This is a genomic window from Actinomadura sp. DC4, assembly GCF_030406325.1.
Lineage (GTDB): Bacteria > Actinomycetota > Actinomycetes > Streptosporangiales > Streptosporangiaceae > Actinoallomurus.
This window is the reverse complement of the sequence record NZ_JAUEQY010000016.1, coordinates 40146-66461: the sequence shown is the minus strand read 5'-3', so window position 1 is coordinate 66461 and position 26316 is coordinate 40146. Positions and strand designations below refer to the sequence as shown.

At 70.3% G+C, this 26316-nt stretch carries 26 protein-coding genes; 17 read left to right on the top strand and 9 right to left on the bottom strand.

Translation table 11 applies throughout. The features are described from left to right. Positions 1 to 127: 127 nt before the first annotated feature. The 10 genes from QWU11_RS25360 to QWU11_RS47450 all read left to right on the top strand — a co-directional run bounded on the left by QWU11_RS25360 (position 128) and on the right by QWU11_RS47450 (position 14093). Positions 128 to 1738 carry a hypothetical protein gene (locus QWU11_RS25360; protein WP_290116902.1) on the top strand — a complete coding sequence of 537 codons (1611 nt, stop codon included), beginning with the start codon at positions 128 to 130 and terminating at the stop codon, positions 1736 to 1738. A gap of 221 nt (positions 1739 to 1959) precedes the next feature. Further along, positions 1960 to 3078, top strand: a complete 1119-nt coding sequence (gene pdhA, locus QWU11_RS25355) for a pyruvate dehydrogenase (acetyl-transferring) E1 component subunit alpha (RefSeq protein ID WP_290116901.1) — start codon at positions 1960 to 1962, stop codon at positions 3076 to 3078. Between the two features lie 49 nt (positions 3079 to 3127). After that, a complete protein-coding gene (locus QWU11_RS25350; protein WP_290116900.1) occupies positions 3128 to 4105 on the top strand; it encodes an alpha-ketoacid dehydrogenase subunit beta in 978 nt (325 codons plus the stop codon). Between the two features lie 3 nt (positions 4106 to 4108). Further along, positions 4109 to 5479, top strand: a complete 1371-nt coding sequence (locus QWU11_RS25345) for a dihydrolipoamide acetyltransferase family protein (protein WP_290116899.1) — start codon at positions 4109 to 4111, stop codon at positions 5477 to 5479. A gap of 109 nt (positions 5480 to 5588) precedes the next feature. Then, positions 5589 to 9191, top strand: a complete 3603-nt coding sequence (locus QWU11_RS25340) for a hypothetical protein (RefSeq protein WP_290116898.1) — start codon at positions 5589 to 5591, stop codon at positions 9189 to 9191. A 107-nt stretch (positions 9192 to 9298) separates the two neighbouring features. Further along, entirely contained in the window at positions 9299 to 10675 is a 1377-nt protein-coding gene (locus QWU11_RS25335; protein ID WP_290116897.1) for an extracellular solute-binding protein, read from the top strand. Beyond that, entirely contained in the window at positions 10675 to 11586 is a 912-nt protein-coding gene (locus QWU11_RS25330) for a sugar ABC transporter permease (RefSeq protein ID WP_290116896.1), read from the top strand. Before QWU11_RS25335 ends, QWU11_RS25330 begins: the two co-directional genes overlap by 1 nt. Next, complete coding sequence (locus tag QWU11_RS25325) at positions 11583 to 12404, top strand: carbohydrate ABC transporter permease (protein ID WP_290116895.1); 822 nt, start codon at positions 11583 to 11585, stop codon at positions 12402 to 12404. The genes QWU11_RS25330 and QWU11_RS25325 overlap by 4 nt, the downstream gene beginning before the upstream one ends. Further along, positions 12401 to 13495 carry an ABC transporter ATP-binding protein gene (locus QWU11_RS25320; protein ID WP_290116894.1) on the top strand — a complete coding sequence of 365 codons (1095 nt, stop codon included), beginning with the start codon at positions 12401 to 12403 and terminating at the stop codon, positions 13493 to 13495. The genes QWU11_RS25325 and QWU11_RS25320 overlap by 4 nt, the downstream gene beginning before the upstream one ends. 88 nt (positions 13496 to 13583) lie before the next feature. After that, positions 13584 to 14093, top strand: coding sequence for a Uma2 family endonuclease (locus QWU11_RS47450; protein WP_354670902.1), 510 nt, complete (start codon positions 13584 to 13586; stop codon positions 14091 to 14093). Here QWU11_RS47450 and QWU11_RS25315 read toward each other — a convergent pair. Further along, positions 14023 to 14313, bottom strand: a complete 291-nt coding sequence (locus QWU11_RS25315) for a DUF6458 family protein (protein WP_290116893.1) — start codon at positions 14311 to 14313, stop codon at positions 14023 to 14025. The two genes, QWU11_RS47450 and QWU11_RS25315, sit on opposite strands and share 71 nt — an antisense overlap. 85 nt (positions 14314 to 14398) lie before the next feature. After that, on the bottom strand, positions 14399 to 16231 hold the full coding sequence (locus QWU11_RS25310; RefSeq protein ID WP_290116892.1) for an acyl-CoA dehydrogenase: 1833 nt from the start codon (positions 16229 to 16231) through the stop codon (positions 14399 to 14401). Between the two features lie 159 nt (positions 16232 to 16390). Between QWU11_RS25310 and QWU11_RS25305 the strand changes: the two genes are divergently transcribed. Further along, positions 16391 to 17878 (top strand): hypothetical protein, encoded by a 1488-nt coding sequence (locus tag QWU11_RS25305; RefSeq protein ID WP_290116891.1) that lies wholly within the window; start codon positions 16391 to 16393, stop codon positions 17876 to 17878. 19 nt (positions 17879 to 17897) lie between these two features. Further along, positions 17898 to 18581, top strand: a complete 684-nt coding sequence (locus QWU11_RS25300) for an SDR family oxidoreductase (protein ID WP_290116890.1) — start codon at positions 17898 to 17900, stop codon at positions 18579 to 18581. 3 nt (positions 18582 to 18584) lie between these two features. On the opposite strand, the gene QWU11_RS25295 is transcribed toward QWU11_RS25300, so the two are convergent. Then, on the bottom strand, positions 18585 to 19196 hold the full coding sequence (locus tag QWU11_RS25295) for a rhomboid family intramembrane serine protease (RefSeq protein ID WP_290116889.1): 612 nt from the start codon (positions 19194 to 19196) through the stop codon (positions 18585 to 18587). 47 nt (positions 19197 to 19243) lie between these two features. On the opposite strand from QWU11_RS25295, the gene QWU11_RS25290 reads away from it, so the two are divergent. Further along, positions 19244 to 19831: a pentapeptide repeat-containing protein gene (locus QWU11_RS25290; protein WP_290116888.1), complete on the top strand. Its 588-nt coding sequence runs from the start codon at positions 19244 to 19246 to the stop codon at positions 19829 to 19831. A 14-nt stretch (positions 19832 to 19845) separates the two neighbouring features. On the opposite strand, the gene QWU11_RS25285 is transcribed toward QWU11_RS25290, so the two are convergent. Together QWU11_RS25285 and QWU11_RS25280 are read right to left on the bottom strand one after the other, a co-directional pair. After that, positions 19846 to 20106 (bottom strand): WhiB family transcriptional regulator, encoded by a 261-nt coding sequence (locus tag QWU11_RS25285; protein WP_290116887.1) that lies wholly within the window; start codon positions 20104 to 20106, stop codon positions 19846 to 19848. Then, positions 20103 to 20339, bottom strand: a complete 237-nt coding sequence (locus QWU11_RS25280) for a hypothetical protein (protein ID WP_290116886.1) — start codon at positions 20337 to 20339, stop codon at positions 20103 to 20105. Before QWU11_RS25280 ends, QWU11_RS25285 begins: the two co-directional genes overlap by 4 nt. Before the next feature lie 89 nt (positions 20340 to 20428). On the opposite strand from QWU11_RS25280, the gene QWU11_RS25275 reads away from it, so the two are divergent. Beyond that, positions 20429 to 20881, top strand: coding sequence for a GNAT family N-acetyltransferase (locus tag QWU11_RS25275; protein ID WP_290116885.1), 453 nt, complete (start codon positions 20429 to 20431; stop codon positions 20879 to 20881). On the opposite strand, the gene QWU11_RS25270 is transcribed toward QWU11_RS25275, so the two are convergent. Both QWU11_RS25270 and QWU11_RS25265 read right to left on the bottom strand, forming a co-directional pair. Then, positions 20878 to 21324, bottom strand: coding sequence for a nitroreductase family deazaflavin-dependent oxidoreductase (locus QWU11_RS25270; RefSeq protein ID WP_290116884.1), 447 nt, complete (start codon positions 21322 to 21324; stop codon positions 20878 to 20880). The two genes, QWU11_RS25275 and QWU11_RS25270, sit on opposite strands and share 4 nt — an antisense overlap. 7 nt (positions 21325 to 21331) lie before the next feature. Next, positions 21332 to 21796: a MarR family transcriptional regulator gene (locus tag QWU11_RS25265; protein ID WP_290116883.1), complete on the bottom strand. Its 465-nt coding sequence runs from the start codon at positions 21794 to 21796 to the stop codon at positions 21332 to 21334. 74 nt (positions 21797 to 21870) lie between these two features. On the opposite strand from QWU11_RS25265, the gene wrbA reads away from it, so the two are divergent. Together wrbA and QWU11_RS25255 are read left to right on the top strand one after the other, a co-directional pair. After that, a complete protein-coding gene (gene wrbA / locus QWU11_RS25260) occupies positions 21871 to 22497 on the top strand; it encodes an NAD(P)H:quinone oxidoreductase (RefSeq protein ID WP_290116882.1) in 627 nt (208 codons plus the stop codon). An 11-nt stretch (positions 22498 to 22508) separates the two neighbouring features. Then, positions 22509 to 23936 carry an MFS transporter gene (locus QWU11_RS25255; protein ID WP_290116881.1) on the top strand — a complete coding sequence of 476 codons (1428 nt, stop codon included), beginning with the start codon at positions 22509 to 22511 and terminating at the stop codon, positions 23934 to 23936. Here the strand turns inward: QWU11_RS25255 and QWU11_RS25250 are convergent. Both QWU11_RS25250 and QWU11_RS25245 read right to left on the bottom strand, forming a co-directional pair. Continuing rightward, positions 23920 to 24792: an oxidoreductase gene (locus QWU11_RS25250; protein WP_290116880.1), complete on the bottom strand. Its 873-nt coding sequence runs from the start codon at positions 24790 to 24792 to the stop codon at positions 23920 to 23922. The genes QWU11_RS25255 and QWU11_RS25250 overlap by 17 nt on opposite strands. 110 nt (positions 24793 to 24902) lie before the next feature. Beyond that, positions 24903 to 25595: a maleylpyruvate isomerase family mycothiol-dependent enzyme gene (locus QWU11_RS25245; protein WP_290116879.1), complete on the bottom strand. Its 693-nt coding sequence runs from the start codon at positions 25593 to 25595 to the stop codon at positions 24903 to 24905. Between the two features lie 44 nt (positions 25596 to 25639). Here QWU11_RS25245 and QWU11_RS25240 point away from each other — a divergent pair, with 44 nt between their 5' ends. Beyond that, the gene (locus tag QWU11_RS25240; RefSeq protein WP_290116878.1) at positions 25640 to 26269 is read left to right on the top strand and encodes a class I SAM-dependent methyltransferase; all 630 of its coding nucleotides are present in this window, start codon (positions 25640 to 25642) and stop codon (positions 26267 to 26269) included. The last annotated feature ends 47 nt before the right edge of the window (positions 26270 to 26316 follow it).

Here is a 26316-nt window from a genome sequence, read left to right as displayed (position 1 = left end):
CACCTGGCCACGCGACTGTGACGACGACCACGGCGTCAGCCGACACATGCGCCACATACCGTGCTTTTGGGTCAATGCCGCTATACATGGAGGGTTCCCCTCAAACACCGCTTCCCCGGAGCCGCCGATGCAGGTCGATGAGCTGACCGAGCCGGAGCGCGTGCTCTGGGAGGCGTTCCCGCGCGGTGAGCCGGTGGACCTGTCCGGCGGTGACGACGACTTCGACAGCACCAACGCCTGGGGTCCCGACCGGACCGTACGCGCGGAGGTCATCTCCGCCCTCCTCCTGGGCGCGCAGGACAACGAGCCGGGCCACGTCGCCGCCGTACGGCTGACCGGCGCGCGGATCACCGGCACGCTCAACCTCGGCCACGCTCACGTCAACGTCCCGCTCGCGCTCACCGCCTGCCAGCTCACCGACGCGCCGCACCTGTACTGGGCCCAGCTCCGCAGTGTGCACTTCATGCGCTGCCGGCTGCCGGGCCTGGTCGCCTCCGGGGCGCGCATCGACGGCCACCTCTGGCTGGAGGGCAGCCACATCTACGGCGGCGTCTGGCTCGACAGCTGCCGCATCACCGGCATCCTCAACCTGACCGGGGCTCACCTGTCCCACCCGACCGGCGACGCGCCGCTGCTCGCCGACCGGCTGATCGTGGACAACAACGTCTACTGCGACCAGGGGTTCACCGTCGAAGGCGAGGTACGCCTGCCGGGCGCCCAGGTCGGCGGCCAGCTGATCTTCCGGGGGGCGCGGCTGCGCAACCCCAAGGGCCAGGCGCTGTACGCGAGCCGGCTCTCGGTGTCGGCGAACGTCTTCTGCGACGGCGGGTTCTCCGCCGAGGGTGAGATCCGCCTGCGCGGCGCGCGGATCGGCGGTTACCTCTCGCTGGTCGGCGCCACGGTGAGCCACCCCGGCCGTACGGCCCTGAACTGCGACGACCTGAGCATCGAGACGGACATCTACTGCTCGGACGGGTTCCGCGCCGACGGCGCGGTCAGCCTGTCCGGCGCGCGGGTCGGCGGGCTGCTCAGCCTGCGCGGCGGGCGGATGAAGAACCCCTCCGGCGTCGCGCTCAGCCTGCAGCGGCTCCAGGCCGAGGAGGTGCTGCTGCGGCCGGCCGAGCCGATCGCCGGCGCCGTCGACATGAGGTACGCCCGGATCAAGCTGCTGCGCGACGACCCGCTCTCGTGGGCGCCGCGGTACACGCTCGACGGGCTGACCTACGACACGATCGACCCGCCGCTGACCGCCGGGCAGCGCCTCAAGTGGCTGGACCGCGACACCGACGGCTACGTGCCGCAGCCGTACGAGCGGCTCGCCGACACCTACCGCACACTCGGGCACGACGCCGAGCGGCGGGCGGTGCTGCTCGCCAAGCAGCGCCGCCGCCGTACGACCCAGACGATCCCGCCGCGTGTGTGGGGCTACATCCAGGACTGGACGGTCGGGTACGGCTACCGGCCGTTCCTGGCCGGCGCGTGGCTCGTGGCGCTCCTGGCGTTCGGCACGGTGATCTTCCAGCACCATCCGGCGATCACCGAGCCCGGCCACAACACGCGGTTCAACCCGTTCCTGTACACGCTCGACCTGCTGCTTCCGGTCGGCTCGCTCGGGCAGGAGGGTGAGTTCGCCCCGGCGGGTGTCTATCTGTGGATCGCGGACGCGCTGGTCACGGCCGGTTTCCTCCTCGGCCTGACCGTCGCGGCCGGCGCCACCCGTGTCCTGTCCCGCGACTGACCCCGTAGCGAACGAATGCGTGTGATGGCGTTGGTGCCACGCGACAACGTTGCGGGTACGTTTCCCGTAGCCGTCGAGGCTTGCGTCCTACTACGAGGCGTCTGTCACGATGACGGTGATACGTCACCCGTACTCGGTGAGATCCGCGGGATGGGCGACGCGCAACCAGGCCGGATGCGGCGATCCCGCGAACCGGCCCTGAACGCACGAGGAGTGGCAACGTGACCATCGACGCCGCGCGCGGTGCGCCCCCGAGCACCGGCACCCAACCCCCGCCCGACCTCGTCCAGCTGCTCACCCCCGAGGGCGAGCGCGTCGAACACCCCGACTACGACGTCGACCTCACCGCCGATGAGATCAAGAGCCTCTACCGCGATCTCGTCATCGTGCGGCGCCTCGACGCCGAGGCGCTCGCGCTGACCCGGCAGGGTGAGCTCGGCGTGTGGGCCTCGCTGCTCGGCCAGGAGGCCGCGCAGATCGGTTCCGGCCGCGCGCTCGGGCCGACCGACATGGCCTTCCCGAGCTACCGCGAGCACGGCGTGGCCTGGTGCCGCGACGTCGACCCGGTCAAGGTGCTCGGGCTCTTCCGCGGCGTCAACCACGCCGGGTGGGACCCCAGAGAGCACAACTTCCACCTGTACACGATCGTCATCGGCAGCCAGAGCCTGCACGCCACCGGCTACGCCATGGGCATCCAGCGCGACGGCGCCGAAGACGCGGCGATCGTCTACTTCGGGGACGGGGCGACGAGCGAGGGCGACGTCAACGAGGCGTTCGTCTGGTCCGCCGCGCAGAACGCGCCGATCGTCTTCTTCTGCCAGAACAACCAGTGGGCCATCTCCGAGCCGCTCGAACGCCAGTCCCGCATCCCGCTGTACCGCCGCGCGGAGGGCTTCGGCTTCCCCGGCATCCGGGTCGACGGCAACGACGTCTTCGCGTGCCTCGCGGTGACCAAGAAGGCCCTGGACAACGCGCGCAGCGGACAGGGCCCCACGCTCATCGAGGCGTTCACCTACCGGATGGGCGCCCACACGACGACCGACGACCCGACGCGCTACCGGCTGCAGGCCGAACTCGAGGCCTGGAAGCTGAAGGACCCCATCGAGCGCGTCAAGGCGTACCTCGTGAAAAATCAGATGGCCGACAAGGACTACTTCGAGGCGATCGAGCAGGAGGCCAAGAGCATCGGCTCCGACCTGCGCAAACGGTGTCTAGAATTGCCCGACCCCGAGGCGACCGCGATCTGGGAGAACGTCTATGCGACGGAGCACGGCCCCCTGGCCGGCGAGCGCGACCAGTTCACGTCCTACCTTGGTTCCTTCGAGGAGGTGACCCGATGAAGCGCGACGAGGCCCTTCACCGGTCCGGCGGCCGAGGGGAGCAACGACGGTGAGCACTGAGACACTGTCCCTTTCCCGTGCCATGAACGAAGGCCTGCGCAAGGCCATGGAGAACGACCCGAAGGTCGTCGTCATGGGCGAGGACGTCGGCAAGCTCGGCGGCGTGTTCCGGGTGACCGACGGGCTGCAGAAGGACTTCGGTGAGGCGCGCGTCATCGACACGCCGCTGGCCGAGTCGGGCATCGTCGGCACCGCGATCGGCCTCGCGCTGCGCGGCTACCGGCCGGTGTGTGAGATCCAGTTCGACGGCTTCGTCTTCCCGGCCTTCAACCAGATCACCTCCCAGCTCGCCAAGATGCGCATGCGCTCGCTCGGCACGCTCGAACTCCCGGTCGTCATCCGGATCCCGTTCGGCGGCGGCATCGGCGCGGTCGAGCACCACAGCGAGTCCCCCGAGGCGTACTTCACCCACACCGGCGGCCTGCGCGTGGTCGCCTGCTCCAACCCCTCCGACGCGTACACGATGATCCAGCAGGCGATCGCCTGCCCGGATCCGGTGATCTTCTTCGAGCCGAAGCGCCGTTACTGGGACAAGGCTCCGATCGAGCTCGACCTGTCCGCCGCGGCGCCGTTCGACAAGGCCGTCGTCGCCCGTCCCGGCACGGACGTGACCGTGCTCGCGTACGGGCCGATGGTCAAGACGTGCCTGGAGGCGGCGCAGGCCGACGACAAGCGCTCCATCGAGGTCATCGACATCCGCTCGCTCAACCCGCTGGACGAGCCGACCGTGCTGGAGTCGGTCCGCCGTACGGGCCGGTGCGTGGTCGTGCACGAGGCGCCGGTGTTCGGCGGCTACGGCGGCGAGCTGGCCGCCCGGATCACCGAGAAGTGCTTCTACCACCTGGAGTCACCGGTGCTGCGGGTCGGCGGCTTCTCCACTCCGTACCCTCCCTCCCGCCTGGAGGACCACTACCTGCCCGACCTGGACCGCGTCCTGGACGCGGTCGACCGGACCTTCGAGTGGTGACGCATGGGTGAACTGAAGCAGTTCAAGCTGCCGGACGTCGGCGAGGGCCTCACCGAGGCCGACATCATCAAGTGGCACGTACGGCCGGGCGACGTGGTCGAGGTCAACCAGACCATCCTGGAGATCGAGACGGCCAAGGCCGTGGTCGAGCTGCCGTGCCCGTTCGAGGGGACGGTCACCGAGCTCCTGGTCGACGAGGGCACGACCGTCGACGTCGGCGTCCCGATCATCACCGTGGACATCGGCGGGGACGCGGCCGGCAACGCCACGCCGGAGAACCAGGTCGTCACGCCGCCGCCCGCCTCCGCGCAGGAGCCGGGCATGGCGGGCAGCGTCGCGCCCAAGGTCGACCCTGCCGCGCCGCAGCAGCAGAAGCGCGTGCCGGTGCTCGTCGGGTACGGCGTGAAACCCGGCTCGACGACCCGCCGGCCGCGCAGGTCGGCGACGCCCGCGCACGAGGACGTACGGCCCGGCGCGGCACCCGCGGCGAACGGCGGCGGCGCTCGCGTCGCGGTGCTGGCCAAACCGCCGGTGCGCAAGCTCGCCAAGGATCTGGGCGTCGACCTGTCCACGATCACCGGGACCGGCCCGCAGGGCTCGATCACCCGTGACGACATCCACCAGGCGGCGTCCGCTCCCGCGGCTCCGGCAGCGGTTTCGCGCCCGGCCGGCGAGCGTGAGGAGCGCGTACCGATCCGCGGCGTGCGCAAGCACACCGCGGCGGCCATGGTGCAGTCGGCGTTCACCGCGCCGCACGTCACCGAGTGGCTGCAGGTCGACGTCACCGAGACCATGAACGCCACCAAGCGGCTGCGCGACGTGCCCGACTTCGAGGGCGTGAAGGTCTCACCGCTGCTGCTGGTCGCCAAGGCGTTCCTGCTCGCGGCCCGGCGGCACCCGATGATCAACGCCATCTGGGACGAGGCCGCCCAGGAGATCGTGGTCAAACACTACGTCCACCTGGGCATCGCCGCGGCCACCGAGCGCGGCCTGATCGTCCCGAAGATCAGGGAGGCGCAGGACCTGTCCCTGCCGGACCTGGCGCGGGCGCTGGGCGAGCTGGCGGCCAAGGCCCGCGCGGGGAAGTCGACGCCGCAGGACCTGTCCGACGGCACGATGACGATCACCAACGTCGGGGTGTTCGGCGTGGACGCCGGCACGCCGATCCTGACGCCGGGAGAGTCGGCGATCCTCGCGTTCGGCCAGGTACGGGACATGCCCTGGGTTCACGAGGGCGAGATCAAGATCCGCAAGGTGACGACGCTGGCGCTGTCGTTCGACCATCGCATCGTGGACGGCGAGCTGGGCTCGGCCGTCCTGCGCGATGTCGGCGCCATGCTCGAGGACCCGATGCGAATGCTCGCCTGGTCCTGACCCGTCTCTTCGAGGGCCGCCCGTCTCGTGCGGGCGGCCCTCGCCGCGTTCGTTACGCCCGGCTAGCATGACCAAGATCACATTGGTCCACCGGACGGGTGGTGCGTCCATGAGCACGTCCAGCGAACCCTGGGACATCGCCGTCGATCCACAGCAGATCGTGCTGTCGGCCCGGAAGATCAACGACGCGTCCGAGATGCTGCGCGCGTCGCTCGTGGAGATCGTCGGCGTGCTCGGCCTCGCGGGAAACCGGCCGTGGGGAAATGACGAGCTCGGCCGTTCCTTCTTCGAAGGGCAGAACGGTTCGCTCGGCTTCCGTCAGGCGCGGGACGAGCTCTTGGGCGGCCTGGCGGAGCTCGCACGGTCGCTGGACGACCACGCCTCGAAGTCGGCGCGGATGGCGCAGGTGTACGCGGACGCCGATCACGCGAGCCAGGTGAACCCCGGGTTCCCCGGCGCCCTCGACGCCGTGTCCACGGCGAAGCGTGGCACGGCCCTGCGCGACGTGGTCGGCGGCTCGGCCGCCGGATGGCTGCCGCAGGAGGATCCGCCGCCGGACCACCAGTGGCTGCTGGAACTGCTGGAGACCATGGTGGCGGGCTGTACCTACCCGGCCGGCGACGCGCGCCAGCTGGACCAGATGTCGGGGCATTTCAACACGCTCGCCGACGCCATCGACGAGGTCACCCACGTCACGACCCGCCAAGGCTCGGCGATCCGGGAGGCGAACTCCAGCTCGGCCATCGACCTGTTCACCAAGTCGTTCGCCCAGCTGGCGGGCGGCGGGGGGCATCTGTCGGACGCGGCACTGGCCTGCCGGGGAGTGGGGGCCTACTGCCGGTACACCAGCGTCCAGATCCGGTGGGCGAAGACGAACTTCGCGGCGGGATGCGCGTACCTGACGCTGTTCTGGGCGATCGCCCGGTCCGTCCCCACACTTCTCCCGGCGGGCACGCTCGCCGCCCTGGCGGAGACCGGGCGGGTCGGTGCGCTGCTGCGCGTGATGCTGACGAGCGTCGGATTCCGCGTGGCCGCCTCGGGGGCCGCCTTCATGGGCGGTCTGGCGCTCGTGAGCGACTTCACCCGCAAGGCGTACGGGCTGCCCGCCGACTGGGAGTCGGTGCTGACCTCCACCGTCTTCGGCGCCGTCAGCGGAGGCGTCGCGGGCAAGATCCATCTGAGCCTGGGCAAGGCGGCCGCCGACGGCAGTGGGCTGGCCGGGTTCCTCGCCCACCGTGTTCCCGGTCAGCTCGCGGTCAACACGGGCATCGGGTTCGGGCTCAACGTCGCCGGAGACGACATCCTCCACGATGGCGACATCAACTGGAGCAAGGACCTGAGCATGGCCGCCGGCATGGCGGGCGTCATGGCGCTGGGACGGGTGTTCGGCTCCCCGGCCGATTCCTCGCCGGTGCTGGCGCTGTCCCGTGAGGCCTTCGGGGTGGTCACCGCGGTCGAGATGACGGACCTGGCGGGCACCCGGGCCACGTCACGGCTGGAGGACATGGTCCAGGTGCTCGTGGACGAGAACCAGGGGTCCGGGCTCCCGGCGCCCCAGGCGCTGCACGAGTGGACCCGCAACGCCCTGGCCCTCCCCGCGGACGTCCCCGTCACGGCGCATCACGTGGACGCCCTCGCGCGGGTGGTCGGCTTCTACAAGGAGGACCACCCCGGAGAGACGCTCCCGCCCGGGGTGAGAGCGCTGCACGAGTTCGCGGCGACGAGCGCGCCGGGCCGGTCGGGCGGCGACGCCGTACAGGAGCTGGGCCGCCTGCTGCGGCTGCACGAGTCCTGGAGTCCCGGGGAGCCGTTCGACTACTGGCGGCACACGGGTGAGCTCGTACGCCTGAGGCAGCTCACGACCTCGGTGCTCGAACTCGGACCGGACACCGAGGTGAGCGCGCGGCACGTCGAGACGGTGCTGCGGACGCTGTTCGGCGAGCGGCAGACCGACGTGACCTCGGCGGTCGCCGACCCGCGCCGGGCCGACCTGACCATCCTCCTCAAGTCGCTCGACGCCGACCCCCGCACACGCGCCGAGCCGGTCACCCTCGGCACCGTCCACGATGTGATCCGCAGGCGCTGGGACGTACCACCGGACCAGGTCCCGACGCCGGCCGACGCCCGTGCGCTGGTCCGGCTGTGGGCGACGGTGCCGGGGACGACCGAAAGCGGCATCGCACGGGACCTGCTCGGCCTGGACCGGCCGCCGACGACGGAGGAGGTGAAGGCCGCCGGCCACGCGCTCAGCCTCGCGATCGACCTGACCCGGGGCATGGACTGGCCGCAGGTGGCGCGCTACTTCACGCCCACGCTGCGCCTCCAGGAACTGGTGCGCAGCGAGTACGGCATCCCTCCCGGGGAGGTTCTGAGTCCGGCTCGGTTCCACGAGTACGCGCGCGACCTCTTCGCCGAACACGACGTGTGGTCCTCGCACCAGCACGTGAGCCGCACGCTCATGGACGCCGCACTGATCTCCGACTTCTACGGCCTCGACAAAGAGGCGGCCAATCCCGTCGAGCAGAGATTCATGCTCGGGGAGATCGCCCGCCTGAGCGAACTCGTGAAGCACGAATGGCCCCGGCCGCCCGGCCTCGGGGACTCGGCGACCGTACGGATATTCGAGCCGGTCGCCGAGAGACTCACCGGTTCGCCGGACCCGTACGAACTGCTGAAGCTCTATCGCCGGGTCAAATTCGACGCGCCCGACGGGCTGGTGCACTCGATCCGGGAACTGGCCAGGAGTGAGCACGCGGCCAAGGACGCGTTCACCGACTGGGACAAGTTCGACGTGTACGAGTACACGCGCCGCAACTACGAGGGAGAGCGCGTTCCGGCCAGGTGGGCGCCGCCGGCGGGCGCCGTGCCCGGACGCTGGGAGCCCGGCCGCTGGGAGCCGCGCATCATCGGGCACGACCTGACGCTCATCGATGCCATCTACTCCGTTCTGAAGAACGAGTACGGCGTCGCGCCCGGCGATCTCCACCGCGTTCTGGATGTCGGATCAGGGACGAATCCCTATCCTCCGGCGGTGTTCGAGGCGCTGCTCTCCGACGACGGCTACGTCGAAAAGCTCGTCTACGAGGCGAACGCGCAGGAGATAGCGTTCAACAAGGCCAAATACGGTCCGGGAGACGGGATCTACCGGAACACCAACCGTTTCGGAATACCGCAGGAACTGGACACGCGGAAGCTCGCCGAGCCGTGGGGCAAGGTGATCGCGGAGGCCGGGGCGAAGCATTTTCCCGGACAGGCCGAGCGCTTCGAGCGGGCCGTGGACCGCGATCTGGAGACCACCAGGCCGCGCACCGGCGACATCTTCACCTTCACCGGCTCCGGCTACGACGTCGGCATGGAGTTTTACGCGGCCGACTCGATGAGCACACGCTGGGACGTGGCCGTGGAGTTCAGGGACCGCGTGATCCGCGCCGTCCGCCCGGGCGGGTACGTGGTGTTCGGCAACGTGCTGAACCGGCCGGCGGTCCGGGGCGGCGAGGCGGGCCAGGGCTACACGGCGGGCGACGGCACCCTCTTTCCCAACATCGCCTACTACCGCGAGCGCTGGGAGAGCTTCCTGGACGAGCACCCTCTCGTGGAGAGCTACCACATCATCGAGTCCCGCGACGAGGACACGGGCGCGCAGCAGTTCTCGGCGGGCGAGGACGGCATCGGCCTGATCATCATCAGGCTCCGCGACGCGCCACCGGGCTAGGCCGTTGCTAGCGATGAGCCCGAATTGTGATCTTTGCCGCGTGATGATCGTGGGAATCTTCCGTCAACGCCGGTAACAGTGCAAAAGCCTGCCTGGGAGGCTGCGGCATGAGGATCACGCGGGTGGCGGCCATGGTCGCCGCGACGGGTCTGGTGATGTCCGGGTGTTCCGGAGGTGCCAGCGGAGGCGGCGGCACCACGATCCGGATCAGCGCCAACTCCGTCAAGGGCGGCAAGAGCTCCAACGGTGCCGAGTGGATCACCGACTACGTGATCCCGAAGTTCACCGCGATGGAGAAGGCCAAGGGCAAGAAGGTCTCGGTCCGCTTCGAGGGCACCGGCGTCGACGACGCCCCGTACAAGCAGAAGACCGCGCTCGACCTCAAGACCGGCGGCGGCGCCGACCTGATCTCCATCGACGGCATCTGGGTCGGAGAGTTCGCCCAGGCCGGCTACATCAAGCCGCTCGACCAGGTGGCCGGCTCGGCCGTCGACTCCTGGGAGGGGCTCAAGCAGATCCCCGGCCCCGTACAGAACATCATGGCCTTCGACGGCAAGAAGTACGGCCTGCCGATCGGCACCGACGGCCGGGTGCTCTTCTACAACAAGCAGCTCTTCTCCAGGGCGGGCCTGCCCGCCGACTGGCAGCCGAAGAGCTGGGACGACGTCCTCGCCGCGGGTCGCAAGCTCAAGACGCTGAGCGGCGTCACGCCGATCCAGCTCAACGCCGGCACCGCGATGACCGAGGCCACGACCATGCAGGGCGTGCTGCCGCTGCTCGCCGGCACCGGCCACGACATCTTCGAGAACGGCAAGTGGCTCGGCGACACCCCGCAGCTCAGGAGCGTGCTCGACCTGTACGGGCAGGTGTACGGCGGCGGGCTCGGCGACCCCAAGCTCCAGCAGAATCCGCAGGGCCGGGACGAGTCCTTCCAGCGGTTCTCCAAGAACAAGGTCGGCATCCTGCTGGAGAGCGACTACTTCTGGCGTTCGGTCGTCAACCCCAAGGACGGCATCGACCCGATGAAGGACCGGGACAAGGACGTCGGCTACACGCTGATCCCGGCCCAGTCGGGAGGCAAGGGCGTACGCGGCCAGGACGTCGTGAGCATGTCCGGCGGCACCGGCTGGGTGATCAACCCGCACACCAAGAACGCCTCGCTCGTGTGGGACCTGCTGAGCTTCATGGGTTCCCACGACGCGGTGAAGGACGAGGTGCAGCGCTCCGCGGTGGGCATCAGCCCACGTCAGGACGTCAATGCCGAGATGCTCGGCGGCGACCCCCTGCTGAACTTCATCGCGACCAAGGTGCTGCCCATCACCGACGTACGGCCCGGCCTCGCCGCCTATCCCCAGGTGTCGACCGCGCTGCAGAAGGCGACCGGCGACGTCGTCGCGGGTGATGGCGTGGACAAGGCGATCAAGGCCTACCAGCAGAACCTGACCCAGGCGGTCGGCGGCGCCGGCAACGTGACCACGGGCTGATGGCGGAGGGGACGGACCTGCTGCCGAAGCGGTCCCTGAGCGGCGAGGTGCCGGGCGGCGGCGACCGGCGGCAGGGGCTGGCCTTCGTCGTGCCCGCGCTGCTGCTCATCACGGTCTTCCTGATCCTGCCGGCCCTCTGGACGCTGTACCTCGGGCTGACCGACTACCGCCTCACCGGCGTCCAGGCCGCGCACCCGAAGGTCGTCGGCACCGCGAACTACACCCGCGCGCTCGGGGACAAGGACTTCCGCGACGCCCTCGGCCGTACGCTGCTGTTCGTCCTCGGCTCGGCGATCATCGGGCAGAACATCCTCGGCTTCGTGCTGGCCTGGACGCTACGGTCGGCGCGGCGGTGGGTGCGCAGCCTCGTCGAGACGTTCGTGCTGCTCGCCTGGATCCTGCCGGGCGTCGTCGTGGCGTGGCTGTGGATCGCCTTCCTGAAGGACCAGGGCGGCACGCTGAACACCATCCTGCACACGCCGGGCCGCGACTGGTGGTTCGACCACCCGATGGGCTCACTGATCGTCTTCAACGTCTGGCGGGGCACGGCGTTCTCGATGATGCTGTTCACCGCGGCGCTGTCGAGCGTGCCGCCGAGCCAGCTGGAGTCCGCCCGGCTGGCCGGGGCGAGCGGCCGGCAGCAGTTGCGCGACGTCGTGCTGCCCGGCATCCGCGGGCACGTCCTGACCAACACCCTGCTGATCAGCCTGTGGACGTTCAACGACTTCACGCCGTACCTCATCACCAAGGGCGAGCCGCACGGCGCGTCGGCGGTGCTGCCCGTCTACATCTACCTGACCGCCCTGCCGGGTGAGCGGCTCGGGTTCGCCAGTGCCATCTCTTTGATCATGCTGGTGATCAACCTGCTGCTGGCGCTGGCGTACGTACGGATCCTGCGGAGGCGCGCGTGAGTCCGTCCCGGATGGTGCGGCGCATCGGGTTCTACGTCTTCGTCGCGGTGGTGACGGCGTTCTTCGCGCTGCCGATGCTGTGGCTGGTCACCGCGCCGTTCACGCGCAACCCCAGCCTCTCGGTCTCGTGGCCGGACTTCACGCTCGGCAACTTCAAGCACCTGAGCGACGACCCGAACGCGCTCCCGTCGCTGTACAACTCGGCCATCCTGTCGCTGTGGACGATGCTGATCACGGTCGCCGCGGCGGCCCTCGCGGCGTACGCGCTGAGCCGGGTCCGCATCCCGGGCCGGGACGGGATCCTCTACCTGCTCCTGCTGCTGTCCTCGGTGATCACGGGCACGGCGGCGATGGTCCCGATCTTCCAGCTGATGCTCAAGCTCCACCTGCTGGACAAGGACATCGGCGTGATCCTGGTGATGACCGGCGGGCTGCTGCCCGCCGCGATCTTCATCCTCAAGGACTTCATGGACACGATGCCGAAGTCCTACGAGGAGTCGGCGCGGGTGTTCGGGGCCAACTCCTTCCAGGTGCTGGGCCACGTCGTGCTGCCGAACGTACGGCCGGGACTCGCCACGATCGCGGTGTGGGCGGTCGTGAACGTCTGGGGCAACTTCCTCATGCCGTTCCTGCTGTACCGGACGCCGGAGAAGCAGCCGGCCGCGGTCACGCTGAACAACTTCTACACCGAGGGCGGGCAGCCGAACCTCGCACTGATCTCGACGTTCTCCCTGCTCTACTCGATCCCGGTGGTCATCATGTTCCTGTTCGTCAACCGCCGGTACGGCTTCCGCTTTCACGGAGGGATCAAGGCTTGAAGGTCTCGCTGGAAGAGGTGTCGAAGGTCTTCGACGGCGGGGTGACGGCGCTGGACGGGCTGTCCCTCGACATCGAGGACGGGGAGTTCTTCGCGCTGCTCGGCCCGTCCGGGTGCGGGAAGACCACGCTGCTGCGCACGATCGCCGGGCTGGAGACCGCCTCGGGCGGCACCGTACGGATCGGCGACCGCGACGTCACGCGGGTCGCACCGGGCGCGCGCGACGTGGCGATGGTGTTCCAGGACTACGCGCTGTTCCCGCACATGACGGTGGCGGACAACATCGCCTACCCGCTGCGGATCAAGAAGGTCGGCCGTACCGAGCGCCGCGCGAAGGCCGCCGAGACCGGCTCGGGTCTTTCGCTCGGCGGGCTGATGGAACGCCGCCCGGCGCAGCTGTCCGGCGGGCAGCAGCAGCGGGTCGCCCTGGCGCGCGCGATGGCCGCCTCGCCGACGGTGTTCCTGCTCGACGAGCCGCTGTCCAACCTGGACGCCCGGCTGCGCCTGGAGGCCCGTACGTTCTTGAAGAAGCTCCAGCACGATCTGGGCGTGACGACGGTCTTCGTGACACACGACCAGGCCGAGGCGCTGGCCCTGGCGGACCGGATCGCGGTGATGGAGTCGGGGCGCATCCGGCAGCTCGGCACCCCGCGCGAGGTCTTCCAGCGCCCTGCCAACGTCTTCGTGGCGGGCTTCATCGGGTCGACGCCGATGAACCTCCTGGAGGGCGAGTGCGTGGCGGGCGACGGGGAGGCGTCGACGTCGTGGGGGCATCAGATCGACGTCGCGGGCGTACGGCTGCCGGTGCCGGAGGAGATCGTGACGGAGCTGAACCCGGGCGACAAGGTGGTCGTGGGGGTACGGCCGGAGTACCTCACCGAGGCGGATGACGGGATCAAGGGCGAGGTCGACGTGGTGGAGAACCTCGGGACGACGTCCTTGGTGACGCTGACGACGGCCGGCCCGCGCATCCAGATCACGGTCCCGGAGGGCCACGAACCGGAGCCGGGCGCGACGATGCACGTGACCCCACGACCGGGCCGGATGCTGGTCTACCGCGCCGACGACGGCGAACTCATCGACGCGCCCTGAAGCCTCGCAAACAGGCGGACACGGGAAGCCACCCCCCGAATACTCTCCGTGCCTGGACTGTTATCGTGAAGCGAGGAGAACCCTGAGGATGGTGGAGCCATGGCCATGCCCCAGTGGACCGGTGACCAGGAGAACCCCGACGATCGAGGAGATCCGGCAACAGACTCCGCCTTGTCCAGGCTTCCAAGTCGAGATCATCGGCGGGAGCCTGGTCGTGAGCCCTCGGGGGAACATACGCCATGCTCAGATCAACTACTTCCTGCACAGCGCGTTCCACGATGTCGCTCAGCAGAACGGCTGGTATCTCTGTCACGAGCTCACGATTCACCTCGAGAGCAACCGCGACCGTGTCGAACCGGATCTCGTCGTCCATCAGCCGGACGCTCCGACCTTCGGTGAAAGTGAGGTGTTCGGGCGTGGCGTACTCCTCGTCTCCGAGGTCACGTCGCAGGCAACGCAATCCGCGACCGCTTCGCCAAGCCGCGTACGTGCGCGCTCAACGGGCTGGACACCGCCGCGCTGCGCGGTTAGACCGGAGGCTGGTCGCGTTCGTCGAGGTCGATGCCGCCACGTGAGGTCCGGGTGCGGCTCATCATGACGATTTGCAGCAGGAACGACGCGGCGCCGACGACCATCAGGATCACGCCCAAGGCCGGCAGGTCGATGCCGCTGAGATGTGCCTTGATGGCCCACTTGAAGATCGCTCCAAGTGTGATCAGGAAGATGCTGACCCCAAAGCCCACCATGCCTCCGACCTCCGGAGCCCTGACAAGGGTCCGGAATTCACTTCGAGTAAACACCCGCTTGCTGCGGCACACCACCCTATCGATACCGATGATGGCGTATGCCCCGTCATCCGAACCAGAGGTGACGGGGCATACGGCGGTTACGGCCCGCAAAACGCTAGAAAGCCTCTTCCGGAAGCTCCATCAGGTCGTTCGTCGTCGCCTCGGCGATGGCGCGCTCGGCGGCGATCTTCGGCAGCTGCGTCGCGCAGAAGAACTGTGCCGCGGCCACCTTTCCGCTGTAGAACGCCTGGTCCGCCGCTGACACCTCGCCGCCGAGGCGGGTCAGGGCGATCTCCGCCTGGCGGCAGAGCAGCCAGCCGATGACCACGTCGCCGAGCGCCATCAGCAGGCGGGTGGTGTTCTGGCCGACCTTGTAGACCTCCGCCGGCTTCTCCATCGAGCCCAGCGCCCAGCCGACCATCGCGTTGACGATGCCCTGCGCGTCGTCCAGCGCTCCGGCCAGCAGCGCGCGCTCCTGCTTGAGGCGGCCGTTGCCGGCCTCGCTCTCCGCGAACTCCTTGATCTGCCCGGCGAGATGCTTCAGCGCCTCTCCGTTGTTGCGCAGGATCTTGCGGAAGAAGAAGTCCATGCCCTGGATCGCCGTGGTGCCCTCGTACAGCGAGTCGATCTTGGCGTCCCGGATGTACTGCTCGATCGGGTAGTCCTGCAGGAAGCCCGAGCCGCCCAGGGTCTGCAGCGACTGCGTGAGCACCTCGTACGCCCGCTCGGACCCGACGCCCTTGACGATCGGCAGCAGCAGGTCGTTGACCGCCTCGGCCAGTTCGTCCCGCACGCCCTCGGCCGTGGCGAGCTGCACCGTGTCCTGGTACGTCGCGGCGTACAGGACGAGCGCCCGCATGCCCTCGGCGTAGGACTTCTGCAGCATCAGCAGGCGGCGTACGTCCGGGTGGTGGGTGATGGTGACGCGCGGCGCGGCCTTGTCCGCCATCTGCGTCAGGTCGGCGCCCTGCACGCGCTCCTTGGCGTACGCCAGCGCGTTGAGGTAGCCGGTGGACAGCGTCGAGATCGCCTTCGTGCCGACCATCATGCGGGCCTGCTCGATGATCATGAACATCTGCTTGATGCCCTCGTGCACGTCGCCGACGAGGTAACCGACCGCCGGGTGCGTCTCGCCGAAGGTGAGCTCACAGGTGGTCGAGGCCTTCAGGCCCATCTTCTTCTCGACGTTCGTGACGTACACGCCGTTGCGCTCGCCCAGCGAACCCGTGGAGGTGTCCACCAAGAACTTCGGCACGACGAACATCGACAGGCCCTTGGTGCCCGGCTTGGCGCCCTCGGGGCGCGCCAGCACGTAGTGCAGGATGTTGTCGGCCATGTCGTGCTCGGCGCTGGTGATGAAGCGCTTGACGCCCTCGATGTGCCAGCTGCCGTCGGCCTGCTGGATCGCCTTCGTACGACCGGCGCCGACGTCGGAGCCGGCGTCCGGCTCGGTGAGCACCATGGTCGAGCCCCAGTGCCGGTCGATCGAGATCTGGGCCAGCCTCTTCTGCTCGGGCGTGCCGATCTCCCACAGGAGCTGGGCGAAGCTCGGGCCGCTGGAGTACATCCAGATGGCCGGGTTGGCGCCGAGGACGAGCTCGGCCGCGGCCCAGTGCAGGCTGCGCGGCGCGTGCATGCCGCCGAGGTCGGTCGGCAGCTCCAGCCGCCACCACTCGGCGTCGTTGAAGTAGGCCTGGAAGGACTTCTTGAAGCTCTCGGGCATCGTGACCGAGTGCGCCTCGGGGTCGAACACGGGCGGATGCCGGTCCGCGTCCTCGTACGACTCGGCGAGCACGCCCGTCGCGAGGCGGTTCACCTCTTCGAGAGCGCTGCGCGCGGTGGCCTCGTCGACCTCGCCGAACGGCCCGGAGCCCAGGATGTCCTGTCGCTTCAGTACCTCGAACAGGTTGAACTCGATGTCGCGCAGGTTGCTCTTGTAGTGGCCCATGAAGCACCCCGTTGCTCTCGGGCGGGCGGGTCGTGCCCGTGACGTACCAGTCAGTAACACCCTGATGCTACCCGCCAGTAACCGGACATACAAACATAAGACTGGAAAGAGCCCTTACCGTGGCTCTCCTCGGGGCAACCGCCCGTACGATGACCCCCTGTGGCCGATGCGTGGGATTCCGTTGTCTCCTGGATAAACCGGGACAGATCCGATCTGACGGATACCGAGCGGCGGCTGTGGGACGCCTACCCCACCGGCACGCCGGTCGACCTCGGCGACGATCGCCCCGACGGCACCGACGACCCCGCCCGTCTCGTACGGGCCGAGGTCATCTCCTCCCTTCTCCTCGGCGCCCGCGAGGCCGCCCCCGGCAAGGTGCCCGCCGTACGGCTGAGCGGCGCCCGCGTCATCGGCGCGCTCAACGTCTCCGGCGGCGAGGTCGGCTGCGAGCTCCGGCTCCGGCGCTGCACGCTGGACGAGACGCCCGACTTCTCCAACGCCCGCGCCCGCCAGATCCGCATCGGCGACTGCGCGATGCCCGGTTTCGACGGCGGCGGCCTGCGTGTCGACGGCTTCTTCAGCCTCTCCGGCTCGCGGATCGAGGGCGAGGTACGGCTGATCCGGGCCTACATCTCCGGCGGATTCCGCATGAACGGCGTGCGCATTCACAACCCGGACGGATACGCGCTGTTCGCCGGCGGCCTGACGGTCGACGTCGGGACGTTCGTCCGCGACTCGGAGATCATCGGCGGGACGCGGCTCACCGGCGCGCGGATGACCGGCGGCCTGTTCCTGGAGCGTACGACGCTGCGCGCCGCGGACGTCGCGTTCGACGGCGACAACATGCTGGCCGAGGACCGGATGGAGTGCAGCGAGGGCTTCACCTGCGAGGGGACCTTCCGCCTGCGCGGCGCGCGGATCAACGGCACCCTGTCCTTCCACAACGGCGCGTTGCGTGCGCCCGCCGGCCGCAGAGCGCTCCACCTGTCGCACGCGAGGGTCGAGGAGCTGATCCTCACTCCGCGCGAGCGGATCGACGGCGAGGTGACGCTCGGGTACTCCACGATCGACGTCATCCTCGACCGTGCCGACGTCTGGCCGGCGGAGCTCCGCCTCAACGGCCTGACCTACCAGACGCTGCGCGGCGAGCCGGAGGCCCGGCGGCTCGACTGGGTGGCCCTGGACCCGGACGGGTTCCGACCGCAGCCGTACGAGCAGCTCGCCGGCTGGCTGCGGCGGATCGGCCGCGAGGACCTGGCCCGCAAGTGCCAGCTCGCCAAGCAGCGGGCGCGGCGCCACCACCTCAACCCGATCAGCCGCGTCTGGGGCGTGATGCTCGACTGGACGGTCGGGTACGGCTACCGGCCGTGGATCTCCGGGCTGTGGCTGGTGCTGCTCCTCGCGCTGGGCACGGTGGTGTTCAGCCTCCACCACCCGCACTCGATCCGGCAGCCGGGCGAGCGGCCGCACTTCCACGCCTTCGTCTACACGCTCGACCTGATGCTGCCGCTGGAGACGTTCGGGCAGCGCAGCGCGTGGGATCCGAGCGGCTGGACGGACTGGCTGGCCTGGGGACTCACCGCGACCGGCTGGTTCCTGGCGACCGCGCTGATCGCCGGCATCGCCCGGGTGCTGCGCCGTACGTGAGGCCGGGGAGGATGAAGGGGTGGGAAACTACCTGATCACCGGAGCCGCCGGCGCCATCGGCGCGGCGACGGCCGCCCTGCTGCGCGGCAGGGGCCATGACCTCATCCTCACCGGCCGCGACGCCGGGCGTCTCGACGCCACCGCGCGGCGGATCGGCGCGGACGGGGCGCGCACCCTCGTACTCGACCTCACCGACCCCGGGGCGATCGAGGCCGCCCTCGACGGGGTCGAGCTGCCTCCGCTGGACGGCGTCGTGCACAGCGCCGGCGTCGTGGCGCTGGGCTCGGTCGCCGAGCTGACGCCCGGCGCCTGGACCGAGCAGCTCCTGGTGAACGCCGCGGCGCCGGCCGAGCTCACCCGCCTGCTCCTGCCGTCCGTACGCGCGGCGCGCGGGCACGTGGTCTTCGTGAACTCCGGCTCGGGCCTGCGGGCCAACCCCGGCTGGAGCGCGTACGCGGCGAGCAAGCACGCCCTGCGCGCCCTCGCCGACTCACTGCGCGCGGAGGAGCCGGAGATCCGGGTGACGTCGGTCTACCCGGGCCGTACGGCGAGTGAGATGCAGCGTCACGTCCGCGAGCACGAGGGCGCGGAGTACGACCCGGACGCCTTCATCTCCCCCGGAACGGTCGCCAAGGCGATCGTCGACGCGCTGGAGACGCCGCCCGACGCGACCCTGACCGACGTCAGCGTACGAGGCCGCTGAGCCTCACTCCGCCGACCGCTGCCGGGCGAGCCAGGCCGCGATCACGCCGCCGATCAGCCCGAACAGGTGGGCCTGCCAGGAGATCCCCGGCTGGCCCGGCAGCGCGCCGAAGATCATCGTGCCGTAGACCACGGCGACCAGCCCGCCGACGACGATGTCGAGCGGACGGCGCTCGACGAAACCGCGGGCGAGGAGATAGCCGAAGTACCCGAAGATCAGGCCGCTCGCGCCGACGGTCACCGTGCCGGGCGCGGCCAGGAACCACACGCCGAGCCCGCTCGCCACCATGATGATCAGGCTGACCGTGATGAAGCGCGCCACCCCGCGCAGCGCCGCCAGGAAGCCGAAGATCGCCAGCGGCACGGAGTTGGCCATGATGTGGTCGAGGTTCGCGTGCAGGAACGGCGCGGTGAAGATGTGCCAGATCGCCCCGGAGTCGTGCGCCTGGATGCCGTACCGGTCGCTGAGCGAGCCCTCGTCCGCGTAGTTCGCCACCTCCACCGCCCAGCAGGCGGCGAGCAGCAGGAAGGTCACGATGAAGGCGCCGACCACCCGGGCGGCCTGAGTGGCCAGCCCGTCACTGTGCGACCGCGCGGGGAGGGAAGCGTCTGTCATGACGCAACGGTACGTCCCCTGATGTGTCCCTGAAATAAGGTCGACCGGTGCACATCGACGAAGATTTCACCGGGACCGACTGGTACGGCCGTGAGCTGGGCGACGCGGTCTTCCGGAACTGCCGGTTCATCGACGCCGACCTCAGCGAGGCGACCACGCGGGGCGCGGTGTTCGAGGAGTGCGACTTCTCGGGAGCGAAGCTCAACGTCTCCGTGCACGAGCGCAGTGCGTTCCTACGCTGCCGCTTCCACCGCGCGTCGCTGTTCGACGCGACCCTGGACGGCTGCAAGATGACCGGCAGTCAGTTCACCGCGGCGACGGTCTATCCGATCACGGTGCGCGGCGGCGACTGGTCCTACGTCGCGCTGCGCGGGGCGCGGCTGTCCGGCGCCGACCTGACCGGCGTGAACCTCGCCCACGCGGACCTGACAGAGGCCGACCTGCGCAAGACCGTGCTGCACAAGGCGGACCTGTCCCACGCCCGGCTCGACAAGGCCCGCCTGAACGAGGCGGACCTGCGGGAGGCGCGCCTCGACGGCGTGGACACCCGCGGGCTCGAACTCTCCGACGTGCGGGTGACCATGCTCCAGGCCGTGGTCTTCGCCCAGCACCGCGGCGCGATCGTCGAGGTGTGAGCGCGTTTTTCGGATCAGTGCCACGCGGGCGCGGCGGGGAGCGGGCGCAGCCGCAGGTAGCGGCGCTCGTCCGGCGTCGTACCGCCCCAGATGCCGGCGGGCTCGCCGGCGCGCAGGGCCCAGTTGAGGCAGTCGGCGGTGACGGGGCAGCCGGCGCAGACGCGCTTGGCCTCCTCGACCTGTACGACGGCGGGCCCGGTCGCGCTGACCGGGTAGAACAGCTCGGGGTCCTCGCCTCGGCAGGCCGCGAGATCGGTCCAGTGCTCGGTGTTCACACGAACTCCAGGTCGAACAGGGCGGCCACCGTCTCGGGTGCCGCGCTGACGCGCCCCCGGGCCGGCAGCAGCCGGTTGATGATCTGTTGCAGCGACGCCTCGACGAGGCCGAGATGATCGTCGGCGAGCGTGGGCGCACGGCGTGCGAGCCGGGCCAGCTCCGCGGCGACGAGCTCCTCGAGGCGGTGGTCCAGCAGACGGCCTGGAGACTCCAGCACTGGCGGTGCGGTCACGTGCCGCCTCCAAGACGTCTTGACACAATGTAGTACTACCAACTGTAGTACTACGCGGGGTCGTGTCAATCCGTTCTACAGTGATTCGCGTGCCGACCGATGTGATCTTCCGCTCCGCCGCCGAGACGGACCTGCCCGCGATCGTCGCCCTGCTCGCCGACGACGTGATCGGCGCGGGCCGCGAGGACGTCTCCTCAGCCGCCTACCTGACCGCGTTCCGCGAGGTCACCGCGGACCCGCGCAACCAGCTGGTGGTGGCCGACGCCGGCGGCGAGGTGGCCGGGACGCTCCAGCTCACCTACATCCCGGGGATCAGCCGGATGGGCGCCGAGCGCGCCCAGATCGAGGGCGTACGCGTGGCCGCGGCCCATCGGAGCCGCGGCCTTGGGCGCGAGATGATCAATTGGGCGATCGAGCAGGCCAAGGCCCGGGGATGCGGCCTGGTCCAGCTGACCTCGGACAAGCGCCGGTCCGACGCGATCCGGTTCTATGAGTCCCTCGGCTTCGAATCGACGCACGAGGGCATGAAGCTGCGGCTCTAGCCTTCGCGGCCGGTCGGATCGAGGACGAAGACCGGGATCTGGCGGTCGGTGTTGCGCTGGTAGTCGGCGTAGTCCGGGAACGCGTCCACCGCACGGCCCCACCAGAGGGCCTTCTCGTCCCCGGACACCTCGCGCGCCCGGTACTCACGGGTGACCGTGCCGTCCTGGAGATCGATGACCGGGTCGGCGACCAGACCGGCGTACCACTGCGGGTTGGCCGGCGCGCCGCCCAGGGAAGCGACGACCGCGTAGTGCCCCTCGAGCTCGACGCGCATCACCGGCGTCTTGCGGATCTTGCCGCTCTTGGCTCCCCGGTAGGTCATCAGCACGATGGGAACGTCTCTGACCGTGATGCCATCGGTCGTGCCGGTGCGCACGATCTGTTCGACGTGCTCGCGGACCCGCGCCGAGCCGCTCGGTTCGTATTCACCTGTCAACGCCATGCTGTCGTCAACGCGCCCGTCCGGTCGCTATTCCGCGGCCACGCCTGGTGTCCACGTTGCCGGTCAGGGTGTTGAGGATGGCGGGTAGTTCCGCCGCCGTCTCGGCGGGCAGGCCGGTCACGGTCTCCTCCGCCAGGGCGCACCACAGCTCCTTGACCTGCCCGGCCAGGGCCCTGCCGCTGTCAGTGAGCTCGACGACGCTGGCGCGCTTGTCGGCGGGGGCGGACCGGCGGGTGATGTGGCCGGAGGCCTCGAGCTTGCGGCTCATCAGCGTGACGCTGGGCGGCTCGCAGCCGAGCGCCTCGCTGAGCTGAGCCTGGATCATCGGCCCGGCCCGGTCGAGTTCGAGCAGGAGCGCCTCCTGCCCGGGGTGCAGCCCGAGCGGGGCCAGCAGCGCCGCGGCCCGGGCGCGGTGACGCAGGCTCAGCAGCCGGATGGCCTGGTTGATGGCGTCGGCTTGCGCGAAGTCCATGGACCCTTCCTTGACAAGTTAGTTATGCGCATAACATTATTCGCATAACTAATCGTACAACGCGGGAGCCCGATATGACCGTGAAGGTGGCCGTCATCTACTACAGCGCGACGGGCAACGTGCACGCGCTCGCCCAGGCCGTCGCCGAGGGCGCCGCCGGGGCCGGGGCCGAGGTACGGCTGCGGCGGGTGGCCGAGCTGGCGCCCGGCAGCGCCATCGACCAGAACCCGCGGTGGCGACGGCACGCCGACGCGACCGCGTCGATCGCCGAGGCCTCGGTCGAGGACCTGGCGTGGGCGGACGCGTTCGCGTTCGGGACGCCGACGCGGTTCGGCACGCCGGCCGCGCAGCTCAAGCAGTTCATCGACCAGGCCGGCGGGCTGTGGCGGGAGGGGAAGCTGGCCGGCAAGCCGGTGACGGCCTTCACCTCGGCCTTCAACCGGCACGGCGGCAACGAGGCCACGATCCTGTCGCTGGGCAACGTCTTCCACCACTGGGGATCGCTGATCGTCCCGCCCGGTTTCACCGATCCCGCCGTGTACGCCGCCGGCGGCAATCCGTACGGCACGTCGGTGAGCGGCCCGGACGGCCCCGACGCCGCGGCGCTGGACGCGGCCCGCTACCAGGGACGGCGGCTGGCCGAGACGACGATCCGGCTGCTGGCAGGCGACACCCGCGGAGCCCTGGCCGGGACCGCATGAGCGGCGGGCCGGTGACAACCACCGCCACCGCGTCTCCGCAGGTCCGGCCGTACGCCTGGCTGGTGCTGTCGCTGGCGTGCGCCTGCCAGTTCATGGTCATCCTTGACGCGTCCATCGTGAACGTCGCCCTGCCCTCGATCAGCCTGAACCTCGGTTTCACGCCCACGGGCCTTGCCTGGGTGGTGAACGGCTACCTGCTCACCTTCGCCGGTCTCATGCTGCTCGGCGGCCGTGCCGCCGACCTGTTCGGCCACCGCCGGATGCTGGTCGCCGGACTGTCGCTGTTCTCCGCCTCGAGCCTGGCCGGCGGCCTGGCGACCGCCTCCGGGGTCCTGGTGGGGGCCCGTGTCGTGCAGGGCATGGGAGCCGCCCTGCTGGCCCCGGCGACGCTGGCCGTGATCAACACCCACTTCACCGGGGAGCGCGCGCGATCCCGGGCGTTCGGCGCGTGGTCCGCCGCCGGCGGTGTGGGCGGGATGGCCGGCGCGGTCGCGGGCGGCGCTCTCACGACCGGACTGTCCTGGCGATGGGTCTTCCTGATCAACGTGCCGACCGGCGCGGTGCTGATCGGCGTCGCCGTGACCTCGCTGACCGGCGCACGGACCGGCCGGCGGGAGTCCCTCGACCTCACCGGCGCGGTCACCGGGACGGCGGGGCCGGCCGCGCTGGTCTACGGGGTGATGCGGAGCGCCGACCGCGGCTGGGCCTCCGTGCCGGTCGCCGGCCCGGCCATCGCGGGCCTGTTCCTGCTCGCCGTCTTCGTCGCGGTGGAGGCGCGTCTCGCCACCCGGCCGATGGTGCCCCTGCGGCTGTTCCGGATCCGGAGGGTGGCCGTCGGCAACGTCATGCTGGTGCTGTTCGGCGGAATCGCCATCGCGATGTGGTACTTCACGTCGCTCTTCCTGCAGAACGTGCTCGGCTACGGCGCGTTTCGCGCCGGGCTCGGGCAGACACCCGCCGCGGTGACGTTCATGGTGGTCGCGCGGCCGGCCGCCGCCGCGCTGCCGCGGACCGGCGTACGCCCGCTGGTGCTGGCCGGCAGCGGCTGTTTCCTGGCCGGGTTCGGCTGGCTCGCCCAGGCCGGCGCCGGCAGCGGCTACGTCACCGGCGTGCTCGGGCCGACGCTGCTCGTCGCGGCCGGCATCGGGCTGACCTTCCCCACCCTCATGGCCGCGGCGACGGCCGACGTCCCCGAGGGCGACGCGGGGATCGCCGGCGGGCTGGCCAACACCGCCGTTCAGGTGGGCGGGTCGCTCGGCCTCGCGGCACTCGCGACGGCCGCCGGTGCCAGAGCCGGCGGGAGCTCCCCGTCCGCCCTCGCCGCAGGCTACGACCTGGTCTTCCTCATGGCGGCCGGGCTCGGCCTGGCCATCGCGGTGGCCGGCCTGCTGCTGCCGCGACGGCCGGCCCTGCTGGAAGAGGTCACGCCGGTCCGCTGATGCCGTTCAGCTCCTCGATCGCGTCGCCGGGCAGGTCGAGCGCCGCCGCGGCGACGTTCTCGCGCAGGTGGGCGACCGACGAGGTGCCCGGGATGAGCAGGATCGCCGGCGAGCGCCGCAGCAGCCAGGCGAGCGCGACCTGCCGGGAGGTCGCGCCCAGCCTGGCGGCGACGTCGTCCAGGACGCCGGACTGCAGGGGCGAGAAGCCGCCGAGCGGGAAGAACGGCACGTACGCGATGCCCTCTTCGGCGCACCGGTCGACGAGGGCGTCGTCGTCGCGGTGCGCGACGTTGTAGTAGTTCTGCACGCAGACGACGGGCGCGATCGACCGCGCCTCCTCGAACTGCTCGGCGGAGACGCCGCTCACCCCGAGGTGGCGGATCAGCCCCTGTTCGCGCAGCTCGGCGAGCACCTCGAACGGCTCGGCGAGCGAACCTGGCGTCGGCCCCTCCGCCGCGCCGACCCGCAGGTTGACGACGTCGAGCGCGTCGAGCCCCAGGCGGTCGAGGTTCTCGCGCACCGCCGTACGGAGGTCGTCGGGCGCAAGGGCGGCCGGCCACGACCTGTCGGGCGCGCGGCGTGCGCCGACCTTCGTGACGATGCGCAGCGTCTCCGGGTACGGGTGCAGCGCCTCGCGGATGACCTCGTTGACGGTGAACGGGCCGTAGTAGTCGCTCGTGTCCAGGTGGGTGATGCCGAGCTCGACGGCCGCGCGGAGTACGGCGACGGCCTCGTCCCGGTCGCGCGGCGGTCCCCACACCCCGGGACCGGCGAGCTGCATCGCGCCGTAGCCCATCCGGGTCAGCTCAAGGCCCTCGGCGAGGGTGAGGGATCCGCCGGGAATCGCGTCGGACATGTGCTTCCTCTCATTCGTCCCCCGGGGATGCCCCGGTAGGACCATCGTGGCCCCCAGCCGGCGATCCTCCCGAGGCCCCCTCCATCCCAGGAGTGACACGGCCACCCTCGTCAGGACACGAGGGGACCGTCCAGTACGGCCTGGCCGGCGTCGCGGTCGCCCTCCCACCGGATGGCCGGGTCGTCGGAGGCCAGCCGGTTCCACAGCAGGAGCAGCAGGTGCTCGGCGGTGCCGCTGATGGCGGCCGCGGGCGTCCCGGGCCCGTACGTCCACGACGAGCCGGTGTCGGTGGCGTCGAGCCGGATCGCGCGGGCAGGAAAGCGGGCGCGGCCACGGTCGATCTGGCGGAACGCCATCACCTCGAACACCTCGGACACGCCGTCGTCCGCGAACGCCGGGTCGACGGAATGGGCGAGGCCGAGCGCGTGCTCGGCGTCCCAGCGGTGCACGATCGCCTCGTGGCACCGCCGCCGCTGCCAGAACCCGACCGTGTGCGGAGGCCGGAACGTCCAGGCGGGCGCGGCCGAGTCCCGGTCGAGCGCCTCCAGCAGGGTGGCGGACGCGCCGGCGAACCACGTCACCAGCTCCCTACGCTCACGCGGTGCCGGTCCGGCCTCGTGGTCGCCGCGCCGCTCGGTCACCGCGGCCGCCGACCACAACCCCGACCGGCCGAGGTGTTCGGCGAGGTCGTGGAGCGTCCAGTCACCGCAGTGCCGGATCCGTACGTCGAGGTCGGCGGCGAGGAACTCCTCGAAGGCGGTGAGGTCCCGGCGCAGGTGAGCGAGGTAGGCGGCGGAGTCCATGGTCCCGGACTCTACTTCGGCGGTGTTTATGCGAACCTGACCGGATGGATGCCCGCGACGCCGTACGCCGGAGTTATGACACCGTGGCGGAGAAGTACGCGGCCGGTTTCAGCGACGAACTGGCGCACAAGCCGCTCGACCGGGCCCTGCTCACGTGCCTGGCCGAGCAGGCGCGGGGGCCGGTCGCCGATCTCGGCTGCGGCCCGGGGCACGTCGCCGCCTGGCTCTCCGCCCACGGGATGAACGCCGTGGGCGTCGACCTGTCCCCGGCCATGACCGCGGTCGGCCGGCGGGAGCATCCGGAGGTCGACTTCCGCGTCGGCGACCTGCTGGACCTGCCCGCCGCGGACGGCGAGTTCGGCGCGGCCGTGGCGCTCTACTCGATCATCCACCTGGAGGCCGCCGAGCTGGGCCGCGCCTTCGGGGAGATCCACCGGATCCTGCGCCCCGGCGGCCTCGCGCTCGTGTCGTTCCACGTCGGCACCGAGGTACGGCACCTGACCGAGTTCCTGGGCCACGACGTGGAGGTCGACTTCCACTTCTTCACGTCGCCGGGCGTGGTCACGGCCATGGAGGAGGCGGGCTTCGCCGTCGACATGCGCCTGGAACGCACGAACTACCCGGAAGAGGTCGCGACCCAACGGGGCTACCTCCTCGCCCGCCGCCTCGGCTGACGCGTCTACAGCCGCTGCCCTCCGACACCTCGCTCATGGAGTCCGAG

Coding starts and splice junctions, on each gene's coding strand:
- QWU11_RS25265 (WP_290116883.1), bottom strand. CDS start 21,796: ATGGACTTCGCGCAAGCCGACGCCATCAACCAGGCCATCCGGCTGCTG.
- QWU11_RS25330 (WP_290116896.1), top strand. CDS start 10,675: ATGGCGGAGGGGACGGACCTGCTGCCGAAGCGGTCCCTGAGCGGCGAG.
- QWU11_RS25270 (WP_290116884.1), bottom strand. CDS start 21,324: ATGGCGTTGACAGGTGAATACGAACCGAGCGGCTCGGCGCGGGTCCGC.
- QWU11_RS25340 (WP_290116898.1), top strand. CDS start 5,589: ATGAGCACGTCCAGCGAACCCTGGGACATCGCCGTCGATCCACAGCAG.
- QWU11_RS25310 (WP_290116892.1), bottom strand. CDS start 16,231: ATGGGCCACTACAAGAGCAACCTGCGCGACATCGAGTTCAACCTGTTC.
- QWU11_RS25240 (WP_290116878.1), top strand. CDS start 25,640: ATGGATGCCCGCGACGCCGTACGCCGGAGTTATGACACCGTGGCGGAG.
- QWU11_RS25295 (WP_290116889.1), bottom strand. CDS start 19,196: ATGACAGACGCTTCCCTCCCCGCGCGGTCGCACAGTGACGGGCTGGCC.
- QWU11_RS25345 (WP_290116899.1), top strand. CDS start 4,109: ATGGGTGAACTGAAGCAGTTCAAGCTGCCGGACGTCGGCGAGGGCCTC.
- wrbA (WP_290116882.1), top strand. CDS start 21,871: ATGACCGTGAAGGTGGCCGTCATCTACTACAGCGCGACGGGCAACGTG.
- QWU11_RS25335 (WP_290116897.1), top strand. CDS start 9,299: ATGAGGATCACGCGGGTGGCGGCCATGGTCGCCGCGACGGGTCTGGTG.
- QWU11_RS25250 (WP_290116880.1), bottom strand. CDS start 24,792: ATGTCCGACGCGATTCCCGGCGGATCCCTCACCCTCGCCGAGGGCCTT.
- QWU11_RS25360 (WP_290116902.1), top strand. CDS start 128: ATGCAGGTCGATGAGCTGACCGAGCCGGAGCGCGTGCTCTGGGAGGCG.
- QWU11_RS47450 (WP_354670902.1), top strand. CDS start 13,584: ATGGTGGAGCCATGGCCATGCCCCAGTGGACCGGTGACCAGGAGAACC.
- QWU11_RS25245 (WP_290116879.1), bottom strand. CDS start 25,595: ATGGACTCCGCCGCCTACCTCGCTCACCTGCGCCGGGACCTCACCGCC.